Source organism: Rhizobiaceae bacterium, from assembly GCA_023953845.1.
GTDB lineage: Bacteria > Pseudomonadota > Alphaproteobacteria > Rhizobiales > Rhizobiaceae > Arvimicrobium.
In genome coordinates this window covers 465,958-485,115 of sequence record JAMLJC010000001.1, presented here as the reverse complement: position 1 = coordinate 485,115, position 19,158 = coordinate 465,958, and the positions used below count along the sequence as shown (strand labels likewise).

Below are 19,158 nucleotides of genomic sequence, written 5' to 3'. Positions count from 1 at the left end.
GGTGGCGCGCGTGGTGGCGCGACCGGAGAATGCCTAGCCCACGCGCCTTTAAATCTGGTTGACGGCGACGGCGGCAGGCTGTCGCGGCGCGATAGCGCGAACGGGGCTTGCGCTTTTTCCGGCGCAAGCGTAATGGCCGCAGCGGGACACCTCTCCCCAACGAGAGGCCAACTATCTGGAAGGATAGACAGCATGACGGCGATCGCCACCAAGCCCGGACTCCGTCCGGCAAACCCCAATTTCTCCTCTGGACCCTGTGCGAAGCGACCCGGCTGGTCGCCAGAAGCGCTGGCGGATGCGCCGCTTGGCCGTTCGCACCGCGCCAAGATCGGCAAGGCCAAGCTCGAGCAGGCCATCGCGCTGACGCGCGAGGTTCTGCAGGTTCCTGCTGACTATCGCATCGGCATCGTGCCGGCCTCCGATACCGGCGCCGTCGAGATGGCGCTGTGGTCGCTGCTCGGCGCGCGCGGCGTCGATATGGTGGCCTGGGAATCCTTCGGCGCGGGCTGGGTGACCGACGTGGTCAAGCAGCTCAAGCTCACCGACGTGCGCACCATCGAGGCCGACTACGGCCATCTGCCGGATCTCGCGCAGATCGATTTCGACCGCGACGTGGTGTTCACTTGGAACGGCACGACCTCGGGCGTGCGCGTGCCGAACGGCGATTTCATCCCCACGGAGCGTGCCGGCCTGACCATCTGCGACGCGACCTCGGCGGCGTTTGCCCAGAAGCTCGACTTCGCCAAGCTCGATGTCGTCACCTTCTCCTGGCAGAAGGTGCTGGGCGGCGAGGGCGCGCATGGCGTGCTGATCCTCAGCCCACGCGCCGTCGAGCGGCTGGAAACCTACAAGCCGGCATGGCCGCTGCCGAAAATCTTCCGTCTGACTTCGGGCGGCAAGCTGATCGAGGGCATCTTCAAGGGCGAGACGATCAACACGCCGTCCATGCTCTGCGTGGAGGACTATATCGACGCGCTCAACTGGGCGAAGTCGATCGGCGGGCTGGATGCGCTTGCGGCGCGCGCGGATGCCAATGCGGCGGTGATCCAGAAATTCGCCGATGCGAGCGGCTGGCTCGACAATCTCGCGGTCGATGCGGCGACGCGCTCGAACACCTCCGTCTGCCTGTCGATCGTCGATCCGGCGCTCGACTCGGATGCGCAGGCGGCGGCCGCCAAGGGCATCGTCGCGGCGCTGGACAAGGAAGGCGTGGCCTTCGACATCGGCGCCTATCGCGACGCGCCTCCCGGCCTCAGGATCTGGTGCGGCGCAACGGTCGAGACGTCCGATCTCGAAGCGCTGATGCCCTGGCTTGAATGGGCCTTCCAGAACCAGAAGGCCGCGCTCAAGGCGGCGGCCTGATCCCTCCCCCTTGCGGGGAGGGTGGCCGGACGCAGTCCGGCCGGGTGGGGTCGCCTCCACCTGCACAACCCAAAACAAATCACCGCGCGGCATCTCGGATTGGGTCGAGCACTGCCGCAACTACCCCACCCGGCCGCTTCGCGGCCACCCTCCCCGCAAGGGGGAGGGATAGCCAATCGCCAAGGACGAACCCATGCCCCGCGTACTCGTTTCAGACAAACTCTCCCCGACCGCCGTGCAGATCTTCAAGGATCGCGGCGTCGAAGTCGACTACCTGCCCGATCTCGGCAAGGACAAGGACAAGCTGCTCGAAGTGATCGGGCAGTATGATGGCCTCGCCATCCGCTCGGCCACCAAGGTCACGGAAAAGCTGATCAACGCCGCGACCAACCTCAAGGTCATCGGCCGCGCCGGCATCGGCGTCGACAATGTCGACATCCCCGCCGCCTCGCGCCGCGGCATCATCGTGATGAACACGCCCTTCGGCAACTCGATCACCACGGCCGAGCACGCCATCGCCATGATCTTCGCGCTGGCGCGACAGCTGCCGGAGGCGAACGCCTCCACCCATGCCGGCAAGTGGGAGAAGAACCGCTTCATGGGTGTCGAGATCACCGGCAAGACACTGGGCGTGATCGGCTGCGGCAATATCGGCTCGATCGTGGCGACACGCGGCGTGGGCCTCAAGATGCACGTCATCGCCTACGACCCGTTCCTCTCCGACAGCCGCGCCGAGGAACTCGGCGTCGAAAAGGTGGAACTGGACGAACTGTTCAAGCGCTCGGACTTCATCACGCTGCACACGCCGATGACGGAGAAGACCAAGGGCATCATCAACGCCGATGCCATCTCCAGGATGAAGAAGGGCGTGCAGATCGTGAATTGCGCGCGCGGCGGCCTGATCGTGGAGCCGGATCTTCTGGCGGCGCTGAAGAGCGGCAAGGTGGCAGGCGCGGCGCTCGACGTGTTCGAGACCGAGCCGGCGACCGAAAGCCCGTTCTTCGGCCTGGAGAATGTCGTGGCGACGCCGCATCTCGGCGCATCCACTTCGGAAGCGCAGGAAAACGTGGCACTGCAGATCGCCGAGCAGATGTCGGACTACCTCATCAAGGGCGCCGTCTCCAACGCCATCAACATGCCGTCGATCACGGCGGAGGAAGCGCCGCGCCTGAAGCCCTTCGTGAAGCTCGCGGAAGTGCTCGGCGCCTTTGTCGGGCAGGTGACGGAGGAGCCGATCAAGGAGGTCGAGATCCTGTTCGACGGCTCGACCGCGACGATGAACACGCGCGCCCTGATCTCGGCGGCGCTGGCGGGCCTGATCCGGCCGCAGGTGGCGGACGTCAACATGGTGTCCGCGCCGATCATGGTGAAGGAGCGCGGCATCATCGTTTCGGAAGTCAAGCGCGACAAATCGGGCGTGTTCGACGGCTATATCAAGCTGACGGTCAAGACCGAGCGGATGACGCGTGCGATCGCCGGAACCTGCTTCTCCGACGGCAAGCCGCGCTTCATCCAGATCAAGGGCATCAATCTCGACGCGGAGGTCGGCCGGCACATGCTCTATACGACCAATGCCGACGCGCCGGGCATCATCGGCCTCCTGGGCACGGTCTGCGGCGAGAACGGCGTCAACATCGCCAACTTCCAGCTCGGTCGCGACCGGCCGGGTGGCGACGCCATCGCGCTGCTCTATCTGGACGCGCCGTTCCCGGACGACGTGCTGGCCAAGGTGCGTGCGCACCAGGCGATCCAGTCCGCCAAGAAGCTTCGGTTCGACGTGGCCGAGGCGTAAGCCGCATTCCGGACGGAGATCGCGCGGCGCGGTTCCCCGTCCGCATCACGCCGATGCGGCGCGCCTTTCCGCCAGCCATATGCCGCCGAGCGCCATGCCGAGCGCGACCGCATGGTAGAGGTGGAACTGCTCGCGCAGGATCGCCAGCGACAGCAATGTGCCGCAGATCGGCACGAGATTGATGAACAGGCCGGCGCGGTTGCTGCCGATCAGCTCTATGCCCCTGATGTAGAAGATCTGTGAGAGGATCGAGGGAAAGACGACGGTGAAGGCGACGATGCCCCAGCCGGTCGCATTCGGCAGGATCATCCCGCCGCTGGCGGCCTCCGCGAGCGCGAAAGGTACGGAGGTGACGAAGGCCGAGAAGGTCAGTCCCGCCATCAGGCTTTGCCAATGGACCTGGGGCTTCCAGCGCAGGACCACGCTGTAGAGGCCGTAGACGAGCACGGCGACGAGCATGATCGCGTCGCCGACATTCACGTCCAGCGCCAGCAGGCGGAAGGGATCGCCATGGCTGGCGACGACCAGCACGCCGGCGATGGAGATGAAGAAGCCGAGGACCTGCGTCGCCGTGACCCTGAGGCCGAACAGGAGAAAGTTCGCCAGGAAGATCACCATCGGGATGGCGGCCTGCTCGATGCTGGTGTTCACCGCCGTGGTGAAGAGCAGGGCGCCGTAGAGCGCCACCGTGAACACGGTGAAGCCGAACATCCCGGCGACCAGCAGGAAGAGCCAACTCGCCCGGAGTTTTGGCAAGTCGACGCGAATGCGCGGCCAGCCGAGCGCAAGCAGGATGACGAAGGCCAGCCCCCAGCGCAGGGTTGTCAGCAGCATGGGGGAGACGTTGCCGACGGCGAGCTTGCCCGCAACCGAATTGCCGCCCCAGAAAAGGCAGGTCAGGAACAGCAGGATGTAGGCGATTCTCGCGGACACGATCCGATCCAGTGGGTCGGCCGGGGTTAAAGGCGCGGATCGCCGATGTAAATGCGCAGAACGCCGGAACCGCTTGGTGCTGGCCGCCGCCTGATCATTCGGCGGCGAGGGGAACGGCCATCCGGTCGAGCGCGCAGTCGAAGACGATGTCGGTGCCGAGGCCGTAAACGCCCGTGCGCGGGCGCGTCGCCTGCGACAGGCGGGCGACCGGCGTCCGGGTGAGCCCCGCAGGCCCGGCGCCGATCAGCAGCGGCGACACCGCGACATGCAGGCGGTCGAGCGCGCCGGCATCCATGAAGCGGCCGATGGTGATGCCGCCTCCCTCGACCAGAATCCGCCGGAAGCCGCGCTGATGGAGCGCCGCCGCTATGCCGTTCGGATCGATCGGATCGCCGGCGGGCAGACGGATGATCTCCACGCCGGGCGGGCACGGCCCGTCGCACTGGCGGATGACGACGTTGCGGGCGGTGCGCGGGAAATGGGCAACGTCGCCGGAGAGCCGTCCTCTGGGGTCGATGACGACGCGTGTGGGATTGTCGCCGTCGACCAGCCGTACGGTGAGGCGGGGCCGGTCCGCCAGAACGGTACGGACGCCCACGACGACGGCGTCGGCAAGCGCGCGGCAGCGATGAAGGTGCTTCAGCCCGTCGCTGCCGGAGATGTCGCGCGCGTCGCCACTCTCCGTCGCGATGCGGCCGTCGAGCGATTGTCCGATCTGGGCGAAGACGATGGACCGGTGCGTCGCGGCGGCAAGCGGCGAATAGAGCGCCCAGGCGGCCCTCTGCTCGGCGCTCCACGCACCGTCCGGTTCGGCGCGGCCCTCGCGCTTGAGGCGCAGCAATTGGGACCATACCGCATCGGACATCTCCGCGCGATGGAATGCCGGCTGCTCGCCGGCGCGACCGTCGTCATTGTCCGGTGTCGGCTGGCGGGACAGGCGGGCTCGGCTCGGACTCATGACGAAGGCTCTCTGACCAATGGAGCGTTTCCGGTCTCGCGGTCCGGCGGACCGGAGAAAGCGGAGAGAAAACGGTCGCGGAACATATCCATACGCCACACCGGCGACACGGCGTCCGGCACCATGCCGTCCGCCCACCCCCAACCGTCGAGCGCGGCAATGGTTGCGGCGTCGCCGATGATATGGACCGGAACGTCGCGGTTGGCGTCGGTGCCGGAAACGAAAGGCGCGGGCTGGTGATCGCCGAGCACGACGATCAGCGGCGCGGTGTCCGCCCGACGCAACGCAAACTCGCCGATGGTACGGAGCGCGTAGTCGACTGCCTGCCGGAACTGGTCGCGCACGCGGTCGTGGTCGCTCCAGACCTTTTCAGGCGTATCTCCCGCCGACGCCTGCATGTCGAAGATACCGCCGTCGCCCACGGCTTCCCATGACACGAGCCACGGGATCGGCGTCCACGGCGCATGGGAGGAGATGAGCGCGACTTCAGCGAAGACGGGAGTGCGATCCGCCGGCGCGAGTTCCATGCGCTCGAAGGCCGACCACGTATACTGGTCGGGCATCGTCACCCAGTTGAAAGGCAGGCCTTTGTAGCCGAGATCCTTCGCGGCGAGCACCTCGGTGTAGCCGTAGAAGCCCGCCTCGGGCCAGGGCTGCGTGATGGCGGGCATGACGCCGACGCTGCGCCAGCCGTTCTCGGCGGCGAGGCGAAGCAGCGTCTTGCGCCGGCTGGACATGAGCGCGCCGTAACGGCCCTGCGAATCGACCCACAGACCCGACAGCAGCGTCGAATGGGCCAGCCAGCTCTGGCCGCCGACGGTCGGCGACGTCAACCATGCCGAGCGCGCGACGAGATCGCCGGCCTCCAGCTTCGAGCCGATCTCCAAGAGCGCGGCGACGGTGGTCGGCGCATAGGTCGGATTGTCGATGGACGAGCGGCCGTAGGATTCCACGAAAGCAAAGATCACGTCGCGCCCGCGCAGCCGCTGGAGCAGGCTGCCGGCCGGGAGATAGGCATAGGCGTCCTCGCCGGCTTCGCGCGCGAGCGCCGCGATCTCGGCGCGTGCCTGTGCCGCCGATTCGACATGGGAGGCCAGGGATCGCGTCGTCAGGTTCGAGGTCGGAATTCCACCGTTCGCGCCAGCCGCTGCGAGCGCGGCGATCGCCAGTGCCGCAAACGTGGCGGCGATGCCGCCGCGACGGGTCGCGACGGCGCCTGTCGCCCACCAGACGGCGAGCGCGGCGAGGGCGAAGGCCGCGCCCGCGCCGACAATGTATGCGCCGGTTTTCAGCAGGCCGCTCGATCCGTACAGCACGTTCAGGCCGGCCGGAACGAGCGGCAGATCATAGGCGAAATTGAACGGCCGGCCGAAAGCGGCGAAGAGGCCGATATCAGCCAGCTTGACGACGAGCGACACCAAAATAAAGCCGGTGACGGCGAGCCGCAATGGCGTCGCGGTGGCCTTTATCAGGTCGGCCCCCAGAAGAAGCGTCGCTATCACGGGGAGTTCGACGGGGATCGTCGCGAGGACGGCCGGCGACAAAGCGTCGGGATGGTCGGGAAGCGACAGCGCGGCATGAAGAACGGCCAGCCCCAGCGGCACGAAAAGCCAGCGCCGGCGCGATGCCGGTGCGTCCGGCAAAGATCCGGGATTGCTCGACGCCGTCACTCCCCCACCGCTTCCGACCATCGCCGCCGCAACGTCCTTTCCGAGCCAACGCAGCATGGCGGCCGAATATTCCCCGCGCCTGTGTCGACACAAGCGTATATGTCGCCCGAACGCTCGTTCGGCCGGATGCGGGACAGCCGCTCCACGATGCGGCTGGCAGCGACCCATTCCGGCAACTCGAAGTCCAGCCGTTCTCCGCGTATGAGATTGTAGCGGTAGCGGCCCAATTGTTCGATACGCGCGATGCAGGCGCGGGACGCATCCGGCATGGCGGGCAGGAACTCGAAGGCGATGGTGCGGACGGGGCGGGTAAGTCCCGCCAGCACCTCGGCTTCCAGGCCTTCGACGTCGATCTTGACCAGAGCCGGTTCGCCATATTGCGCGATCAGCGCGTCGAGCGTGGTCATTTCGACAGGCTGGGAACGGTCCCATGTCACCGTCGCGAAGCTCCGGGAAGCAGCGACGCACCGGGCGAAATCCTCGGCGACGGTGGAGACGGTAGGATGCAGCCGCGACACCGACATGGACGCCTTGCCACATCGCGCGCCCGCCGCCAGCGGCAGCGTCGTCACGCCTGAAGGCATTGTGCGGCGGAGAAAGGAATAGAAAAGAGCCTGCGGCTCAAGCGCGACGACGCGCGCACCGGCGCTGGCCAGAGCGCGGGAACGGTTGCCGACATGCGCGCCGATGTCGAAGGCCAGTTCGCCCGGCTGGAGAAAGCGGGAATAGAAGCGGCTCCATCGGCCGATGCGCCACGGGCGGCCGTAATAGATCGCCAGCGAGCGCGCGAGTCCGGCGAGGCTGCGCAGATCCGTCACGGCGTGCGTGCCTTCACGAGCCAGAATATGTCGATGAGAAAGGACCACGACAAAAGCATGAGTGCGCCGAACGCAAGCATGCCGGAAAGCGGCTGCACGAAGGCGGGGAGCGAAAGCGCCGCCAGGACGACGATCTGGACCGCGCAGATCAGCTTCCGGCGCAGGGAAGGGGGCAGTTCGGCTGCGAGCGCGGGAAACAGGAATCCGGCCGCGACGAAGGCATAGCGCATCAGGCCGAGCATCAGAACCCAGACGTCCGCCTTGCCAGCGAGCCATGCAAAGCACGCCAGCACCATGATCAGCAACGCGTCGACCTCCATGTCGAAGCGCGCCCCGAAGCGCGAAACGGTGTGCAGGCGTCTCGCCAGCCATCCGTCAAGGCCGTCCAGCAGCAGGATGGCTATGGTCACGCCGAAGACGACCGATCCGCCAGTCTCGCGCAAGGCGTCGAAAAAGACGAACGGCGTCATGAAGCTGAGCATCGCCGCCCTGACCAGCGTCACCAGATTGGCGATGCCGAAGGCCGGAAACGGATGGAACATGGCGAGCCGCAAGATCACAATGGCCGCTATGAGGGCATAGAGCGCTACGGCAACGGTGGCTGCACCGAGATCGATCGAGATGGACGCCATGGCAAGCAGTGCGCCCACGGAAGACACCGACGCCAGAGCGCCGTTGCGTTGCGCCGCGTTGACGAACCCGATCGAAGCGGCCGTGTCGGCCATGGTCGCCGTTCCCCTCGAAAGCTACTATCCGCCGGTTTGCAGCCGCCGGCAAGCAAGCGGCTTTTCAATCAAACGGAACTGGGTCATGATTCGCATCTGACGAGGGAGGACAGTATGGGATACGGCAGAACCGCGCGCGTCTTGCACTGGACGATGGCCGTCCTCGTCATTCTGATGATCGCCGCCGGGATGACGATGACCAGCGACGTCGACCGCGCCATGCAGGACCGTCTGTTCATCTTCCACAAGGGCACCGGCGTCATCCTTCTTCTGCTCGTCGCCTTCCGCATCGTCTGGCGCATCGGTCATCCGGCTCCGCCGTTGCCCGCGTCCGTGCCGCCGCTTCAGCAGTTCGCCGCTCATGCAACGCATATCGGGCTCTATTTCTTCCTGGTGGTGATGACGGTGAGCGGCTATGTGCGGGTCACGACGGGGGGCTTCCCGATCGAACTGCTCAATGCGATCGGCATCCCGCCGCTCCTGCCTCGCTCCGAAGGCGTCGCGGATGTCGCGGAGGGTGTTCACGCCACCGCGAAGTTCGGGCTGATCATCCTGCTCCTCATGCATATCGGTGCGGCGGCTTTCCATGGCATCGTGCTGCGCGACGGCGTGTTCTCGCGCATGTGGCCGCCCTTTTCACGCGCATCCAGATAGGAAGGCCGCAATCGTTTCAGGATAAATCCACGGAAAACCGGCTCTTTTCCGTCTGGCCGGCCTTGTCCTGCGCGCTCTTTCGAATACTTCTTGCCCCGACTTCGTCCCGGATCGCTGCGGCGGCGCTCGGACGCACACGATCGGGGAGAATTCCGTCATGACAGGCATGAGGCTCAAGCGGACGCCGCGCGTCGCCGTGTCGGCATACTTTCTCGCCGGCGGCGTCGGGCTCGGGGCGTGGGCGGCGAGCCTGCCGGCGCTCAGCGTGCGCGGCGACCTCGACAAGGGCGACCTCGGCATCGTGCTGCTCTCCTTCGCCGCGGGCGCGATCATCGCCATGACGAATACGGGCCGGATCGTCGCCCGGCATGGCACGGCTTTCGTGTGCATTCCCGGCGCGCTGACATTCGGCGCCGTTCTGCTCGCCGTTCCCCTCGTGGCGTCGAGCTTCTGGGGACTGATGGCGCTGATCTTCATCGGAGGCGGCGCCTTCGGCGCGCTGGACGTTTCCATGAACACCGAGGCGTCCTTTCTCGAACGGCAGGTGAACCGCCACATCATGTCGTCGTTCCATGCCGTCTTCAGCTTCGGCAACCTGATCGGCGCCGGCGCTTCGGCGCAATTGTTGCGCGCAGGCGGGACGATGGACACCTGTCTTACGGCGGGGGCCATAGCGGTCTTCGTCCTGACTGTGTTCGCGTGGCGCTGGGCGCCCGCGGTCAGGCATGGCGGCGGCACGCGCGAGAAAAGCGTCCGCATTGCTCCCAAATTCGATGGCGACCAGAACCGTCTGCTCTGGCTGCTTGGCGGAGTCGCCTTCCTGGGACTGCTCAGCGAAGGGGCGTTGATGGACTGGAGCGCCATCTATCTGGTCAGCGCGGTCGGCACCTCCGAGAGCGCCGGCGCGCTCGGCTTCGCCATATTCGCCGCCGCCATGGCGATCAGCCGCGGATTGGGCGATTTCGCCGCGCATGCTCTCGGGCCTGCGCGGCTCTTGCGGTACGGTGCAGGCATGACGGCGCTGGCGCTCGGCGTCGCGCTCGTGCTGAACAGCCATGCCGCGACCTATGTCGCGCTTGCGCTTTGCGGGGTGGGTATCGCCAACGTCGTGCCGATCGTCTTTTCCGCAGCCGGCCGCATCGGCGGGGAGGCGGCCGGTCCGGCGATGTCGCGCGTCACCGCGATGGGCTATGCCGGGCTTCTCGTCGGCCCGCCCCTGATCGGCTTTCTCGCCGAGGCGACGTCGCTTACGATCAGCCTCGTGACGATCGTGGTCTTCGCCTGCATAGTGGCCTATGGAGCGCGGCTGGTGGGAAAGCGCTAGCAGTGGATGACGAAGGGGGCATGTTCGACGGATTCGAATGGCTCAACGAGCCGGCGCGATGGCGGGCCGAGGCTTCCGGCCTCACGACCGAGACGGACGAGGCTACCGACTTCTGGCAATCGACCTTCTACGGCTTCGAGCGGGATTCCGGCCATGCCTTTCTGAAAGCCGTCGAAGGAGACTTTTCATTCGAGGCGACCGTCATCGGAGGCTATGAACAGCTTTACGACCAGGCGGGGCTGATGCTGCGGCTCGACGGCCGCAACTGGATCAAGACCGGCATCGAATATACGGACGGGCTGATGCATTTCAGCGTGGTGGCGACGCGGGAGCGGTCGGACTGGTCCGTCATTCCGCTGCCGGATGCGAAGCCGGCCGACGAGGTCCGCATGAGGCTGACGCGTCATGGCGACGCCGTCCGCATCCAGTATGCCGTGGGCGGGGATATCTGGAGGATGGCGCGCCTCTGCCCCTTCAGCGACAGTGCCGCACGCATCGGCGTCATGGCGTGCTCTCCCGAGCGGGGCGGTTTCAAGGTTCGGTTCCGCGACGTGATGCTGAGTCCGCCGATCGCGCGCACTCTGCATGCCTAGCTGAGACGAGTTCAACGGCTTCGAGGGAGGATGGCCGATGTTCGTACTGGTGACGGGAGCCACCGGCAAGGTGGGGCGGGCGCTGATCGCGCGCCTGATGGCGGAGCCGCCGGCGAGCCGGCCGAGGATCAGGGCGCTGTGCCACAATCGCGTTCTGCCCGAGCAGGAGGGCCTGTCGGTGGTCAAAGGATCGATCGCCGACCGTGAGACCTGCAAGGCGGCGCTCGACGGCATCACGCATGTCGTGCACCTCGCCACCTGCAAGGAGACGCCGGACGACGTCATGGACGTCGCCGTCAAGGGTCTTTTCTGGCTGCTGGAGGAGTTCCGCGCCAGCCTGACGGCGCAGCGCTTCGTGCTGATCGGCGGCGACGCCGCGATCGGGCACTTCTTCCACCGCCATCCAGCGCCGATCACCGAGGCCGCGCCGCACATGGCCTATCCGGGCTGCTACGCGCTGTCGAAGGTGCTCGAGGAGGTGATGGTCGAGCAATACGGCATCCAGTACGACATCGACTGGACCTGCCTGCGCGCGCCGTGGATCATGGAGAAGGACGATTTCCGCTACACGCTCTCCTTCGGCGACGATCTCTTCGGCGGTCCGGACTGGAAGACGATGGTGCCGCCGGAGACCGCCGAGGAAGCCTGCCGCAGCGGCGCGGTGCCGATCCTCCTGGAGGCGGACGGCACGCCGGTGAAGCGCAATTTCGTGCATGTCGAGGATCTCGTCGAGGCGATCGCGCTGGCGCTCACGGCCGTCAGGGCGCGCCAGCGCCTCTACAACATCTGCATGGACGAACCCGTCGACTATGCCGAGGTCGGGGCCTACCTCGCCGCCACGCGCGGCCTGCCGACGATACCGGTGCGCGGTCCCTATGTCGGCAACTGGATGGACAATGCACGGGCCAGGGCCGAACTCGGCTGGCGCCCGCGCTACGACCTGCGCAAGCTCATCGATGCCGCGTGGGACTATCAGCGGCCGCCGGACGATCCGCGCAAGGTCTGGTATCCCGGATAGGCCCGCAGTCGTGGCGGATGACTTGTATCATGCAGTCCGCTAAACCGGGTCGATCTTTCCCTCGCGGAGCCAATGATGAAAGCCAAACTGGGTATTGCCCCGATCGCCTGGTGGAATGACGACCTTAAGGAGCTGAGCGACGACGTCTCGCTGGAGGAATGCCTGCGGCAGGCGCGCGAGGCGGGCTTCACCGGCATGGAGACCGGCCGCCGCTTTCCGATGGACGCGGCCGTGCTCGGGCCTATCCTCAAGTCCTACGGCATCCAGGTCTGCGGCGGCTGGTTCTCCGGCCGCCTGCTCGATGGCGATATCGAAGAGGAGAAGGACCGGATCGCCGCGCAGATGGCGCTGTTCAAGGCGACGGATGCGCCCTGTATCGTCTATGGAGAGACGGCGCGCACCATTCAGGGCGACCGCAACGCGCCGCTGGCGACGCGTCCGCGTCTGGACGAGGCGCAGATCGAGGTCTACGGCCGCAAGATGACGGCCTTCGCCGAATGGTGCGCCGGGCAGGGCATGCCGATCTCCTATCACCACCACATGGCGGCGGCGATCGAGAGCGAGGAAGACGTCGACCTGTTGATGAAGCATTCCGGCGAGGCGCTGCCGCTGCTCTACGACGCCGGACACATGGCGTTCGCCGGCGGCGACGTGCTGCGCGTCATCGACAAGCACCACACGCGCATCAGCCACGTCCACACCAAGGACGTGCGGCAGGGGGTGATCGACGGTATCGATCGCACGAGGGAGAGTTTTCTCGACGCGGTGGTGAAGGGCGCCTTCACCGTGCCGGGCGATGGCTCGCTGGACTTCGAGGCGATCGTGAAGCGGCTTGCGGGCTACGGCTACGAAGGCTGGTTCGTGGTGGAGGCGGAACAGGACCCGGTGAAGAGCCCCCCGCTCAGGATGGCGCAGATCGGCCATAAGGAACTGCTGCGCGTCATGGCCGCGGCAGGGTACACCGTCGAGGCGTGAGCGGCCGGCGATCCACAGGCGGGCAGCACGGGTAGCTTGACCGAAGGTAAGCGGACGACGACCCTTCTCGCTGATTCTGTAAGCGTGGAGGGTCCCGTGTTTCTTGAGGACGAGCGGCGAGGCGGACGCGGCTATGACTGGAGCGGCCGGCAGGCGAAGCGCCGGCGGATGGCGCGTACGGTGCTTGCCGCCTGCGTGTTGTGCGCTGCCGGATACCTCCTGATCGCGAGCGGATATTTGGAGTTGCCGCCTTTCGGTGAGAACCTGTCGCCCAGATGATCGAGTTCCCTGCGGGAGGACGATGACCGCCGACGACATGAAGGCCCTGTTCGAGGCGCAGTTCGCCGCATCCCGCGCGCAGCCTGCTCCGGACGCTGCGGCGCGCAGGACGGCGCTTTCGACGCTGGAGAGGATGGTTCTCGACAATGCCGACGCCATCGTCTCGGCGATCGCGCAGGATTTCAGGGGCAGGGCGCGGGCGGAGACGGAACTGCTGGAGATCGTGCCGACGGTACGCGCAATACGCCATGCGCGTCGAAGGGTCGCCCGCTGGATGCGCCCGCAGCGGCGGCCGGTGGACATCGTCTTCCAGCCTTCCCGCGCATGGGTGCGCCGCGAGCCGCTCGGGGTGATCGGCATCATCTCGCCATGGAACTACCCGCTTCAACTGGCGCTCATTCCGCTGTGCGATGCGCTCGCGGCAGGCAATCGCGCGATGATGAAGCCGTCGGAACTCACGCCGGCTTTTTCCGCTTTCCTGGAGCGGCTGGTGAGCACCTGTTTCAATACGACCCAGGTCGCGGTCGTGACGGGCGGCGTGGAGACCGCCCGCGCCTTTTCGGCCCTGCCTTTCGATCATCTGGTCTTCACAGGCTCCACGGCTGTGGGCCGGGAGGTGATGAAGGCTGCAGCCCAGAACCTCACCCCGGTGACGCTGGAACTCGGCGGCAAGTCTCCGGCGATCGTCGATCCCGACTATCCGCTCGACAAGGCAGCCCGCTCGATCGCGTCCGGCAAATTCCTCAACGCGGGACAGACGTGCATCGCGCCGGACTATGCGCTGGTGCCGGCCGGCAAGGTCGACGAATTCGCGCGCGCCGTGCTGGCGCAGGCCGAACGCGCCTATCCCGCCATCGCCGGGAATGACGACTATACGGCCATCATAGACGAGCGCCGGCGTGCGCGCCTGGAAGCGGCGGTGGCGGAAGTCCGCTCCGCCGGGGCGACCGTGCTCGCGAGCGGGGAAACGGGCAACGATACGGCGCGGTTTGCGCCGACGGTGGTGATCGGCGCGCCGGCCGGCTCGGCGCTCATGACCGAGGAAATCTTTGGCCCGATCCTGCCGGTGGTGCCTTATGGCACACTGGAGGAAGCCATCGCCTTCGTCGCCGCGCGCGACAGGCCGCTGGCGCTCTATCTGTTCTCGAACGACAGAGCGATACGGGAGGAGGTGCTTTCCCGCACGATCTCCGGCGGAGTAACGCTGAACGGCACGCTCCTGCATATGGGGCAGGAGGCGTTGCCCTTTGGCGGCGTAGGATCCAGCGGCATGGGCGCCTATCACGGACATGCGGGCTTCGAACGCTTCAGCCATGCCCGCGCCGTCCATCAGGTCGGCCCCGTCAACCTGTTCGAACGCCTCGGTCCGCCATGGGGCAGCCTCGGCAGGATGGTCGGCCGCCTTCTCTCGCGGCTCTAAGCCCGGATGCTTCCGGAAGAACTGAAGTGCCTTCAGCGACACGAAGGCTGCCTAGAAGTGTTCGTAAACGTCGCCTTCGCCCAAACTATCGAGCCATTCAAAGACGAAGTCGGCCCCGAGAGCGCCCAGCAGCCCTCCGACGAATGTCGTCAGGCCTATGATGATGGGCGACAGGTTCGGTGCGTAGGAACTCAGGGCGCTGCCGGCGACAAATCCCCCGGCCGCTCCGCCGGCGAAGCCGATCGCCTCACGGGCGGCCTGTTTCATCTTGTCTTCCGCCGTGGCCACCTTGTAGATCGAGACGGCGATTGCGACCACCAGCAGGCCGCGCCCGATCTTTGCCCAACGTCCCGCGGCGGGCGGCTTGGCCGTTGCGCGGTTCGGGTTCACCGAGTCGACGATATCCAGACGCACCTGCGCCTGCTCGGTGGGCGCAAGGCGCTCGAAGAGTCGCTTCCCGGCTCCTCCGGGTCTGGTCCGCAAGGCCTCGCCGAAACGGCGCGCGGCGAAAGTCTCCTCAAGCTCGGTGAGCGTCTTGCCGGCGGCACGCTGCGCTTCGGCAAGTGATCTGGCGTAACCGGATTCGATGACCTGCACCCTGATTGTCTCGGTTGCCGCTCCTTCCACCTTGAAGCCGTAGAGACCCTTGACCTCGCGGATCGGCGCGCTCTCCGCCGCGACACCCATGACTGCGAGATCGGACATCGAACTCTGGCTCATCGGGCCAATTCTGAAAACAAGCTCGCCGTAGGTGACGTTCTTGATCTCGCCCCATCGTGCCCATGAGGAGTGCGAAGTGGTGGTGACGCCGTTTCCCCGAATACTTTGCGTCGCTTGCGACGGCGCGAAATGAACCCACGCGCTGTCCGGCAGATTCGGGCGTCCGAAAGCTTCGATGACCGTCATCGTGCCCTTGCCGCCCCAGGCCGCCGCACCGGCTGATGCTTCGGCGGCGGCCTGCGCCATCCGCTCCAGAAGTCTGCCTCCGGGCAAAAGCCCTGCCACGGCCCTGTGCAGGGCTTCTATCTCTCGTACGGCCTCCTCCTGGGAGAGGCGTTTCTGCTTTATTTCCGTGAGGATGGCGGCGCCGTATTTATCGCTGTTCGAGAGGTACTCCCGCTTGGTCTTGGGGTCCTCCTGCATCACGGCGTCGGCAAACTGCCGGTTCGCCTGCTGAAGTTCCGCCAACGCCCGGATGACGCGCCCCGGCGGCCCCGTGCGTATCGGCTCCGCCATCACCGACGTATCCAGCGTACCGGTGAAAGTCACGTCGAGACGGCGAGAGTCGTCGATCGTCGCCTCAATCTTCCCGTTATTGGCGCCGAACGTGTAATTGGCGCGAAACGACGTGGGCGTCGGCGCGACGAGATTGGCAAGTGGCGAGGTGATCGGCTGCCGACCGATGCCTGTACCGGTTTCCGCAGTTCCCGTGCGGCTGTCGAAATTGATTTTCAGCGCAACGAAGGGCGGATCTGGCCGCCAGAATGCCTTCGGCTTGGCCAGAATCCATTCGCCGGACCCGATAACGAAATCCACCATGACATTCCCCGGATGTCATGAGCGCTATGGTTTATCCTAGCTCAACGCGATGTCGGGCGAAAGCCATCGCATTCAACGACGTTGGCGATCGGGCAACACTAATCGTAGGACGAGTGGCCCTATGGGATAAGCGTGCTGCCACAAGGTAAGTCGCACCAGTCGGCCTACCTGAATCTGTGCGGGCGCTTTCCTCCCATTGTGGCCCGCGTTCCCCTCTGGAGGCTACAGCCTTCCACCTGGCCGGGCTAACGCTCGGCTTTTCTTTTGCAGACCCCCGGCGAGATCAAGGGGGATACCGTGTCAGTGAATTGAGACGGTCAGAATCAAGCAATCCCTCATCGTCGGCGTCCACACTCTCGCCTTGAGGTGTCAGGATGCGGGCGTTAGCCGTCGCGATATACTTTGTCTCCTTCGTTACGTTCGGCGGTTCCGCATGGGCTGGCGACTTCAATGGCATGTGGCGGCAGATCGGCTCGAACGCCGGGCAGTGTCCGGGCTGCCAGATCGCAATCTCGGGGCCAGGGCCGGAGCTTGCCGTTCAGGCGAATAACGATTGGAAGGCCATCGTCAGACCGATAGCGAACGGCTCGATGCTAAGTGGCAGAGGTGACTGGCACCCAATACGCGCAGAACCTACTCTGGAAAGCCTTTTACCGCGCTTCACTCTTCTGAGAGACGGTACGCTGTTCATGGAGATGACTGTCCATCTCGTCGCAAACAAACGTATCATCCGCGCCGCCTTCCGGCGCGAGGCGCTTACTTCGTAGCTTTCGGGTATCTCGGCGAAGCCGCTTTTGACGCAGCCGATACGCCCCGGCCACCACGCTACAATGCCGATTTGGACATGACAACGTGAACCGGAGCTTTCAAGCAGCCAAGCGTGGCTCTGAATGTCCATCGAATTGTCCATAAATCGGATGGCGTTAGAAAATCCGATGAGATCTCAGATGCTGATCGCTTGAAATGGCGGAGAGGGAGGGATTCGAACCCCCGATACCCTTGCGAGTATGCCGCATTTCGAGTGCGGTGCATTCAACCACTCTGCCACCTCTCCACAGGTGCCTTGGTTGAGCGGCGACTAGATAACGGCTCGACTCTCACCTTACAAGGCCATTCTCCGGGAAAATTTCGGCCGGTGCAGTGGAGCGCCGTCGCGGCAGGCACGACAATGCGGGCAGGCGCAAAAATATGTCACCATGACAAGCTTTGCCGCAGCTTGCGCCGGCGCGTCGTCCCGGAAACCTTGACTGGACGCCGCACATAGGTTAGGCACGCGCCCGAACGGCGTGGAGGAATCCGCGCCGGTTCGTTTTTAACGTAACCCGCAACGACTGACAAAAAGACGGCCGGACCGCTCACGGGGCGTTCCACAAGGCCGACCGAACAGCGAAAGGCCAAAAAATGTTCGCAGTCATCAAAACGGGCGGCAAGCAGTATCGCGTCGCCGCCAATGACGTCCTGAAAGTTGAAAGAGTCGCCGGCGAAGTCGGCGAGATCGTGCAGTTCGGCCAGGTCCTGGCCTTCGGCGAGGGCGACAGCGCCACGCTGGGTGCTCCCTTCGTCGATGGCGCCAGCGTCGCCGCAGAGGTGGTGGAGCAGGGCCGCGGCGAGAAGGTCATCGCCTTCAAGAAGCGCCGCCGGCAGAATTCGCGCCGCAAGCGCGGCCATCGCCAGCTTCTGACCACCGTGCGGATCACCGAGATCCTGACGGGCGGCGCCAAGCCTTCGAAGAAGGCTGCCGAGGCGAAGCCGGCCAAGAAAGCCGAGGCTGCGGCTTCCACCGCCGCCCCGCTGTTCACGGCTCCGGCCGGTGAAGGCGACGATCTCGTGGTCATCAAGGGCATCGGCCCGGTGGCCGCCGGCCAGCTCAAGGAACAGGGCATCACGACCTTCGCCCAGCTCGCCGCGCTGACCGAGGAGGACATCGCCAGGATCGACGCGAACATGCCGTTCAGCACCGATCAGATCAAGGACTGGCAGGCTCAGGCCAAGGATCTGGCGAAGTAAGCGCCGTCCGAGGGTTGAATTCGGTCGCGAATGCGACCATAGGGAATGTGACGCGCCTCGAAGGCGCAAAGGAGTAGTGAAATGGCACACAAGAAAGCTGGCGGTTCGTCGCGCAACGGTCGCGATTCCGAATCCAAGCGCCTTGGCGTGAAGAAGTTCGGCGGCGAGAAGGTCCTCGCCGGCAATATCCTTATCCGTCAACGCGGCACCAAGTGGCATCCCGGCGTCAATGTCGGCATGGGCAAGGATCATACGCTTTTCGCGCTTTCGCAGGGCGCAGTCGCCTTCAACAAGAAAGCCAACGGCCGAACCTACGTATCGGTCAACCCGATCATGGACGCAGCGGAATAGCCGGTATCCGCACTTCAACACCGGCGCCCCATCTCGGGACCGGTGTCTGGAGCTGAAATCCAGAAAGGATCAGGGGAGATGGGTCGCCATCTCCCCTTTTTCTTTGACTGGAGGATCACATGGTTGCCGAGAAGCAGGACGTCGAGGACGAAAGTCTGAGGATCGACCGTCCCGTCCTCAGGACCGAAAGACTGGTGATGCGGGCGCCCCATGCCGGCGACATTCCGTCGCTTGCCTTGCTCGCCAACAACCGGTCGATCGCCGAGATGGTGGCGCGGATGCCGCATCCTTACGGCGAGACAGAAGCGCGCGCCTTCGTCGCGATGGCCACTGAAGCCGACCGCGCCGGCGTGATCTATGCGCTGACACTGGCCGACAATACGCTGGTGGGCTGCGCGGGCCTCAGCGCGACAGAGCGCGGGCTGGAGCTTGGCTACTGGGTCGGCGAACCCTACTGGAACAAGGGTTATGCCACCGAGGCCGCGCATGCGCTGGTCGACCTCGCCTTCCGGGCGACGGACATCCAGGTGCTGCACGTCGCCTGCCGCGTCATCAATCCGGCGTCGCGGCGGGTCGTGCACAAGTGCGGCTTCCAGTATGCGGGGCAGGGGATGATCGATTCCATCGTCGCCGGCCGCGTGCCGGTCGAGCGCTACCGGCTGGACCGCAAGGCGTGGGCGAGCCTCCGGAACTGGCCGCGATTCTGACATATGCCATCAGGACGGGCGACATTGCGGCCG

At 65.5% G+C, this 19,158-nt stretch carries 17 protein-coding genes and 1 tRNA gene; 11 read left to right on the top strand and 7 right to left on the bottom strand.

What is annotated here, in order from left to right; all coding sequences use genetic code 11:
• Window positions 1-192: 192 nt before the first annotated feature.
• Both M9955_02435 and serA read left to right on the top strand, forming a co-directional pair.
• Complete coding sequence (locus M9955_02435; GenBank protein ID MCO5080497.1) at window positions 193-1,362, top strand: phosphoserine transaminase; 1,170 nt, start codon at window positions 193-195, stop codon at window positions 1,360-1,362.
• 193 nt (window positions 1,363-1,555) lie between these two features.
• On the top strand, window positions 1,556-3,154 hold the full coding sequence (gene serA, locus M9955_02430; protein MCO5080496.1) for a phosphoglycerate dehydrogenase: 1,599 nt from the start codon (window positions 1,556-1,558) through the stop codon (window positions 3,152-3,154).
• A gap of 45 nt (window positions 3,155-3,199) precedes the next feature.
• On the opposite strand, the gene M9955_02425 is transcribed toward serA, so the two are convergent.
• From M9955_02425 to M9955_02405, 5 genes are all read right to left on the bottom strand, one after another.
• Entirely contained in the window at window positions 3,200-4,087 is an 888-nt protein-coding gene (locus M9955_02425) for a DMT family transporter (GenBank protein ID MCO5080495.1), read from the bottom strand.
• 94 nt (window positions 4,088-4,181) lie between these two features.
• Entirely contained in the window at window positions 4,182-5,045 is an 864-nt protein-coding gene (locus tag M9955_02420) for a RibD family protein (GenBank protein MCO5080494.1), read from the bottom strand.
• A complete protein-coding gene (locus tag M9955_02415) occupies window positions 5,042-6,772 on the bottom strand; it encodes a sulfatase (GenBank protein ID MCO5080493.1) in 1,731 nt (576 codons plus the stop codon). Before M9955_02415 ends, M9955_02420 begins: the two co-directional genes overlap by 4 nt.
• Window positions 6,712-7,533, bottom strand: coding sequence for an FkbM family methyltransferase (locus M9955_02410; GenBank protein ID MCO5080492.1), 822 nt, complete (start codon window positions 7,531-7,533; stop codon window positions 6,712-6,714). The genes M9955_02415 and M9955_02410 overlap by 61 nt, the downstream gene beginning before the upstream one ends.
• Window positions 7,530-8,258 (bottom strand): CDP-alcohol phosphatidyltransferase family protein, encoded by a 729-nt coding sequence (locus M9955_02405; protein ID MCO5080491.1) that lies wholly within the window; start codon window positions 8,256-8,258, stop codon window positions 7,530-7,532. Before M9955_02405 ends, M9955_02410 begins: the two co-directional genes overlap by 4 nt.
• A 114-nt stretch (window positions 8,259-8,372) precedes the next feature.
• Here M9955_02405 and M9955_02400 point away from each other — a divergent pair, with 114 nt between their 5' ends.
• From M9955_02400 to M9955_02375, 6 genes are all read left to right on the top strand, one after another.
• A complete protein-coding gene (locus M9955_02400) occupies window positions 8,373-8,912 on the top strand; it encodes a cytochrome b (protein ID MCO5080490.1) in 540 nt (179 codons plus the stop codon).
• A 157-nt stretch (window positions 8,913-9,069) separates the two neighbouring features.
• Window positions 9,070-10,236: an MFS transporter gene (locus tag M9955_02395; GenBank protein MCO5080489.1), complete on the top strand. Its 1,167-nt coding sequence runs from the start codon at window positions 9,070-9,072 to the stop codon at window positions 10,234-10,236.
• Window positions 10,237-10,256: 20 nt separating this feature from the next.
• On the top strand, window positions 10,257-10,829 hold the full coding sequence (locus M9955_02390; protein ID MCO5080488.1) for a DUF1349 domain-containing protein: 573 nt from the start codon (window positions 10,257-10,259) through the stop codon (window positions 10,827-10,829).
• Between the two features lie 37 nt (window positions 10,830-10,866).
• Complete coding sequence (locus tag M9955_02385) at window positions 10,867-11,847, top strand: NAD(P)-dependent oxidoreductase (GenBank protein MCO5080487.1); 981 nt, start codon at window positions 10,867-10,869, stop codon at window positions 11,845-11,847.
• 75 nt (window positions 11,848-11,922) lie between these two features.
• The gene (iolE, locus tag M9955_02380) at window positions 11,923-12,822 is read left to right on the top strand and encodes a myo-inosose-2 dehydratase (GenBank protein MCO5080486.1); all 900 of its coding nucleotides are present in this window, start codon (window positions 11,923-11,925) and stop codon (window positions 12,820-12,822) included.
• A gap of 301 nt (window positions 12,823-13,123) precedes the next feature.
• A complete protein-coding gene (locus M9955_02375; GenBank protein MCO5080485.1) occupies window positions 13,124-14,521 on the top strand; it encodes a coniferyl aldehyde dehydrogenase in 1,398 nt (465 codons plus the stop codon).
• A 51-nt stretch (window positions 14,522-14,572) separates the two neighbouring features.
• Here M9955_02375 and M9955_02370 read toward each other — a convergent pair whose 3' ends face one another.
• On the bottom strand, window positions 14,573-16,060 hold the full coding sequence (locus M9955_02370; GenBank protein MCO5080484.1) for a hypothetical protein: 1,488 nt from the start codon (window positions 16,058-16,060) through the stop codon (window positions 14,573-14,575).
• A 964-nt stretch (window positions 16,061-17,024) separates the two neighbouring features.
• A tRNA-Ser gene (locus M9955_02365) sits at window positions 17,025-17,114 on the bottom strand.
• Window positions 17,115-17,461: 347 nt separating this feature from the next.
• On the opposite strand from M9955_02365, the gene rplU reads away from it, so the two are divergent.
• From rplU to M9955_02350, 3 genes are all read left to right on the top strand, one after another.
• Window positions 17,462-18,067 carry a 50S ribosomal protein L21 gene (rplU, locus tag M9955_02360; protein ID MCO5080483.1) on the top strand — a complete coding sequence of 202 codons (606 nt, stop codon included), beginning with the start codon at window positions 17,462-17,464 and terminating at the stop codon, window positions 18,065-18,067.
• Window positions 18,068-18,148: 81 nt separating this feature from the next.
• A complete protein-coding gene (gene rpmA, locus M9955_02355; GenBank protein MCO5080482.1) occupies window positions 18,149-18,418 on the top strand; it encodes a 50S ribosomal protein L27 in 270 nt (89 codons plus the stop codon).
• Window positions 18,419-18,537: 119 nt separating this feature from the next.
• On the top strand, window positions 18,538-19,125 hold the full coding sequence (locus tag M9955_02350; GenBank protein ID MCO5080481.1) for a GNAT family N-acetyltransferase: 588 nt from the start codon (window positions 18,538-18,540) through the stop codon (window positions 19,123-19,125).
• Window positions 19,126-19,158 lie beyond the last annotated feature (33 nt).

Coding starts and splice junctions, on each gene's coding strand:
- serA (MCO5080496.1), top strand. CDS start 1,556: ATGCCCCGCGTACTCGTTTCAGACAAACTCTCCCCGACCGCCGTGCAG.
- iolE (MCO5080486.1), top strand. CDS start 11,923: ATGAAAGCCAAACTGGGTATTGCCCCGATCGCCTGGTGGAATGACGAC.
- M9955_02420 (MCO5080494.1), bottom strand. CDS start 5,045: ATGAGTCCGAGCCGAGCCCGCCTGTCCCGCCAGCCGACACCGGACAAT.
- M9955_02395 (MCO5080489.1), top strand. CDS start 9,070: ATGACAGGCATGAGGCTCAAGCGGACGCCGCGCGTCGCCGTGTCGGCA.
- M9955_02350 (MCO5080481.1), top strand. CDS start 18,538: ATGGTTGCCGAGAAGCAGGACGTCGAGGACGAAAGTCTGAGGATCGAC.
- M9955_02415 (MCO5080493.1), bottom strand. CDS start 6,772: ATGCTGCGTTGGCTCGGAAAGGACGTTGCGGCGGCGATGGTCGGAAGC.
- M9955_02435 (MCO5080497.1), top strand. CDS start 193: ATGACGGCGATCGCCACCAAGCCCGGACTCCGTCCGGCAAACCCCAAT.
- M9955_02385 (MCO5080487.1), top strand. CDS start 10,867: ATGTTCGTACTGGTGACGGGAGCCACCGGCAAGGTGGGGCGGGCGCTG.
- rplU (MCO5080483.1), top strand. CDS start 17,462: ATGTTCGCAGTCATCAAAACGGGCGGCAAGCAGTATCGCGTCGCCGCC.
- M9955_02390 (MCO5080488.1), top strand. CDS start 10,257: ATGTTCGACGGATTCGAATGGCTCAACGAGCCGGCGCGATGGCGGGCC.
- rpmA (MCO5080482.1), top strand. CDS start 18,149: ATGGCACACAAGAAAGCTGGCGGTTCGTCGCGCAACGGTCGCGATTCC.
- M9955_02375 (MCO5080485.1), top strand. CDS start 13,124: ATGACCGCCGACGACATGAAGGCCCTGTTCGAGGCGCAGTTCGCCGCA.
- M9955_02405 (MCO5080491.1), bottom strand. CDS start 8,258: ATGGCCGACACGGCCGCTTCGATCGGGTTCGTCAACGCGGCGCAACGC.
- M9955_02370 (MCO5080484.1), bottom strand. CDS start 16,060: ATGGTGGATTTCGTTATCGGGTCCGGCGAATGGATTCTGGCCAAGCCG.
- M9955_02400 (MCO5080490.1), top strand. CDS start 8,373: ATGGGATACGGCAGAACCGCGCGCGTCTTGCACTGGACGATGGCCGTC.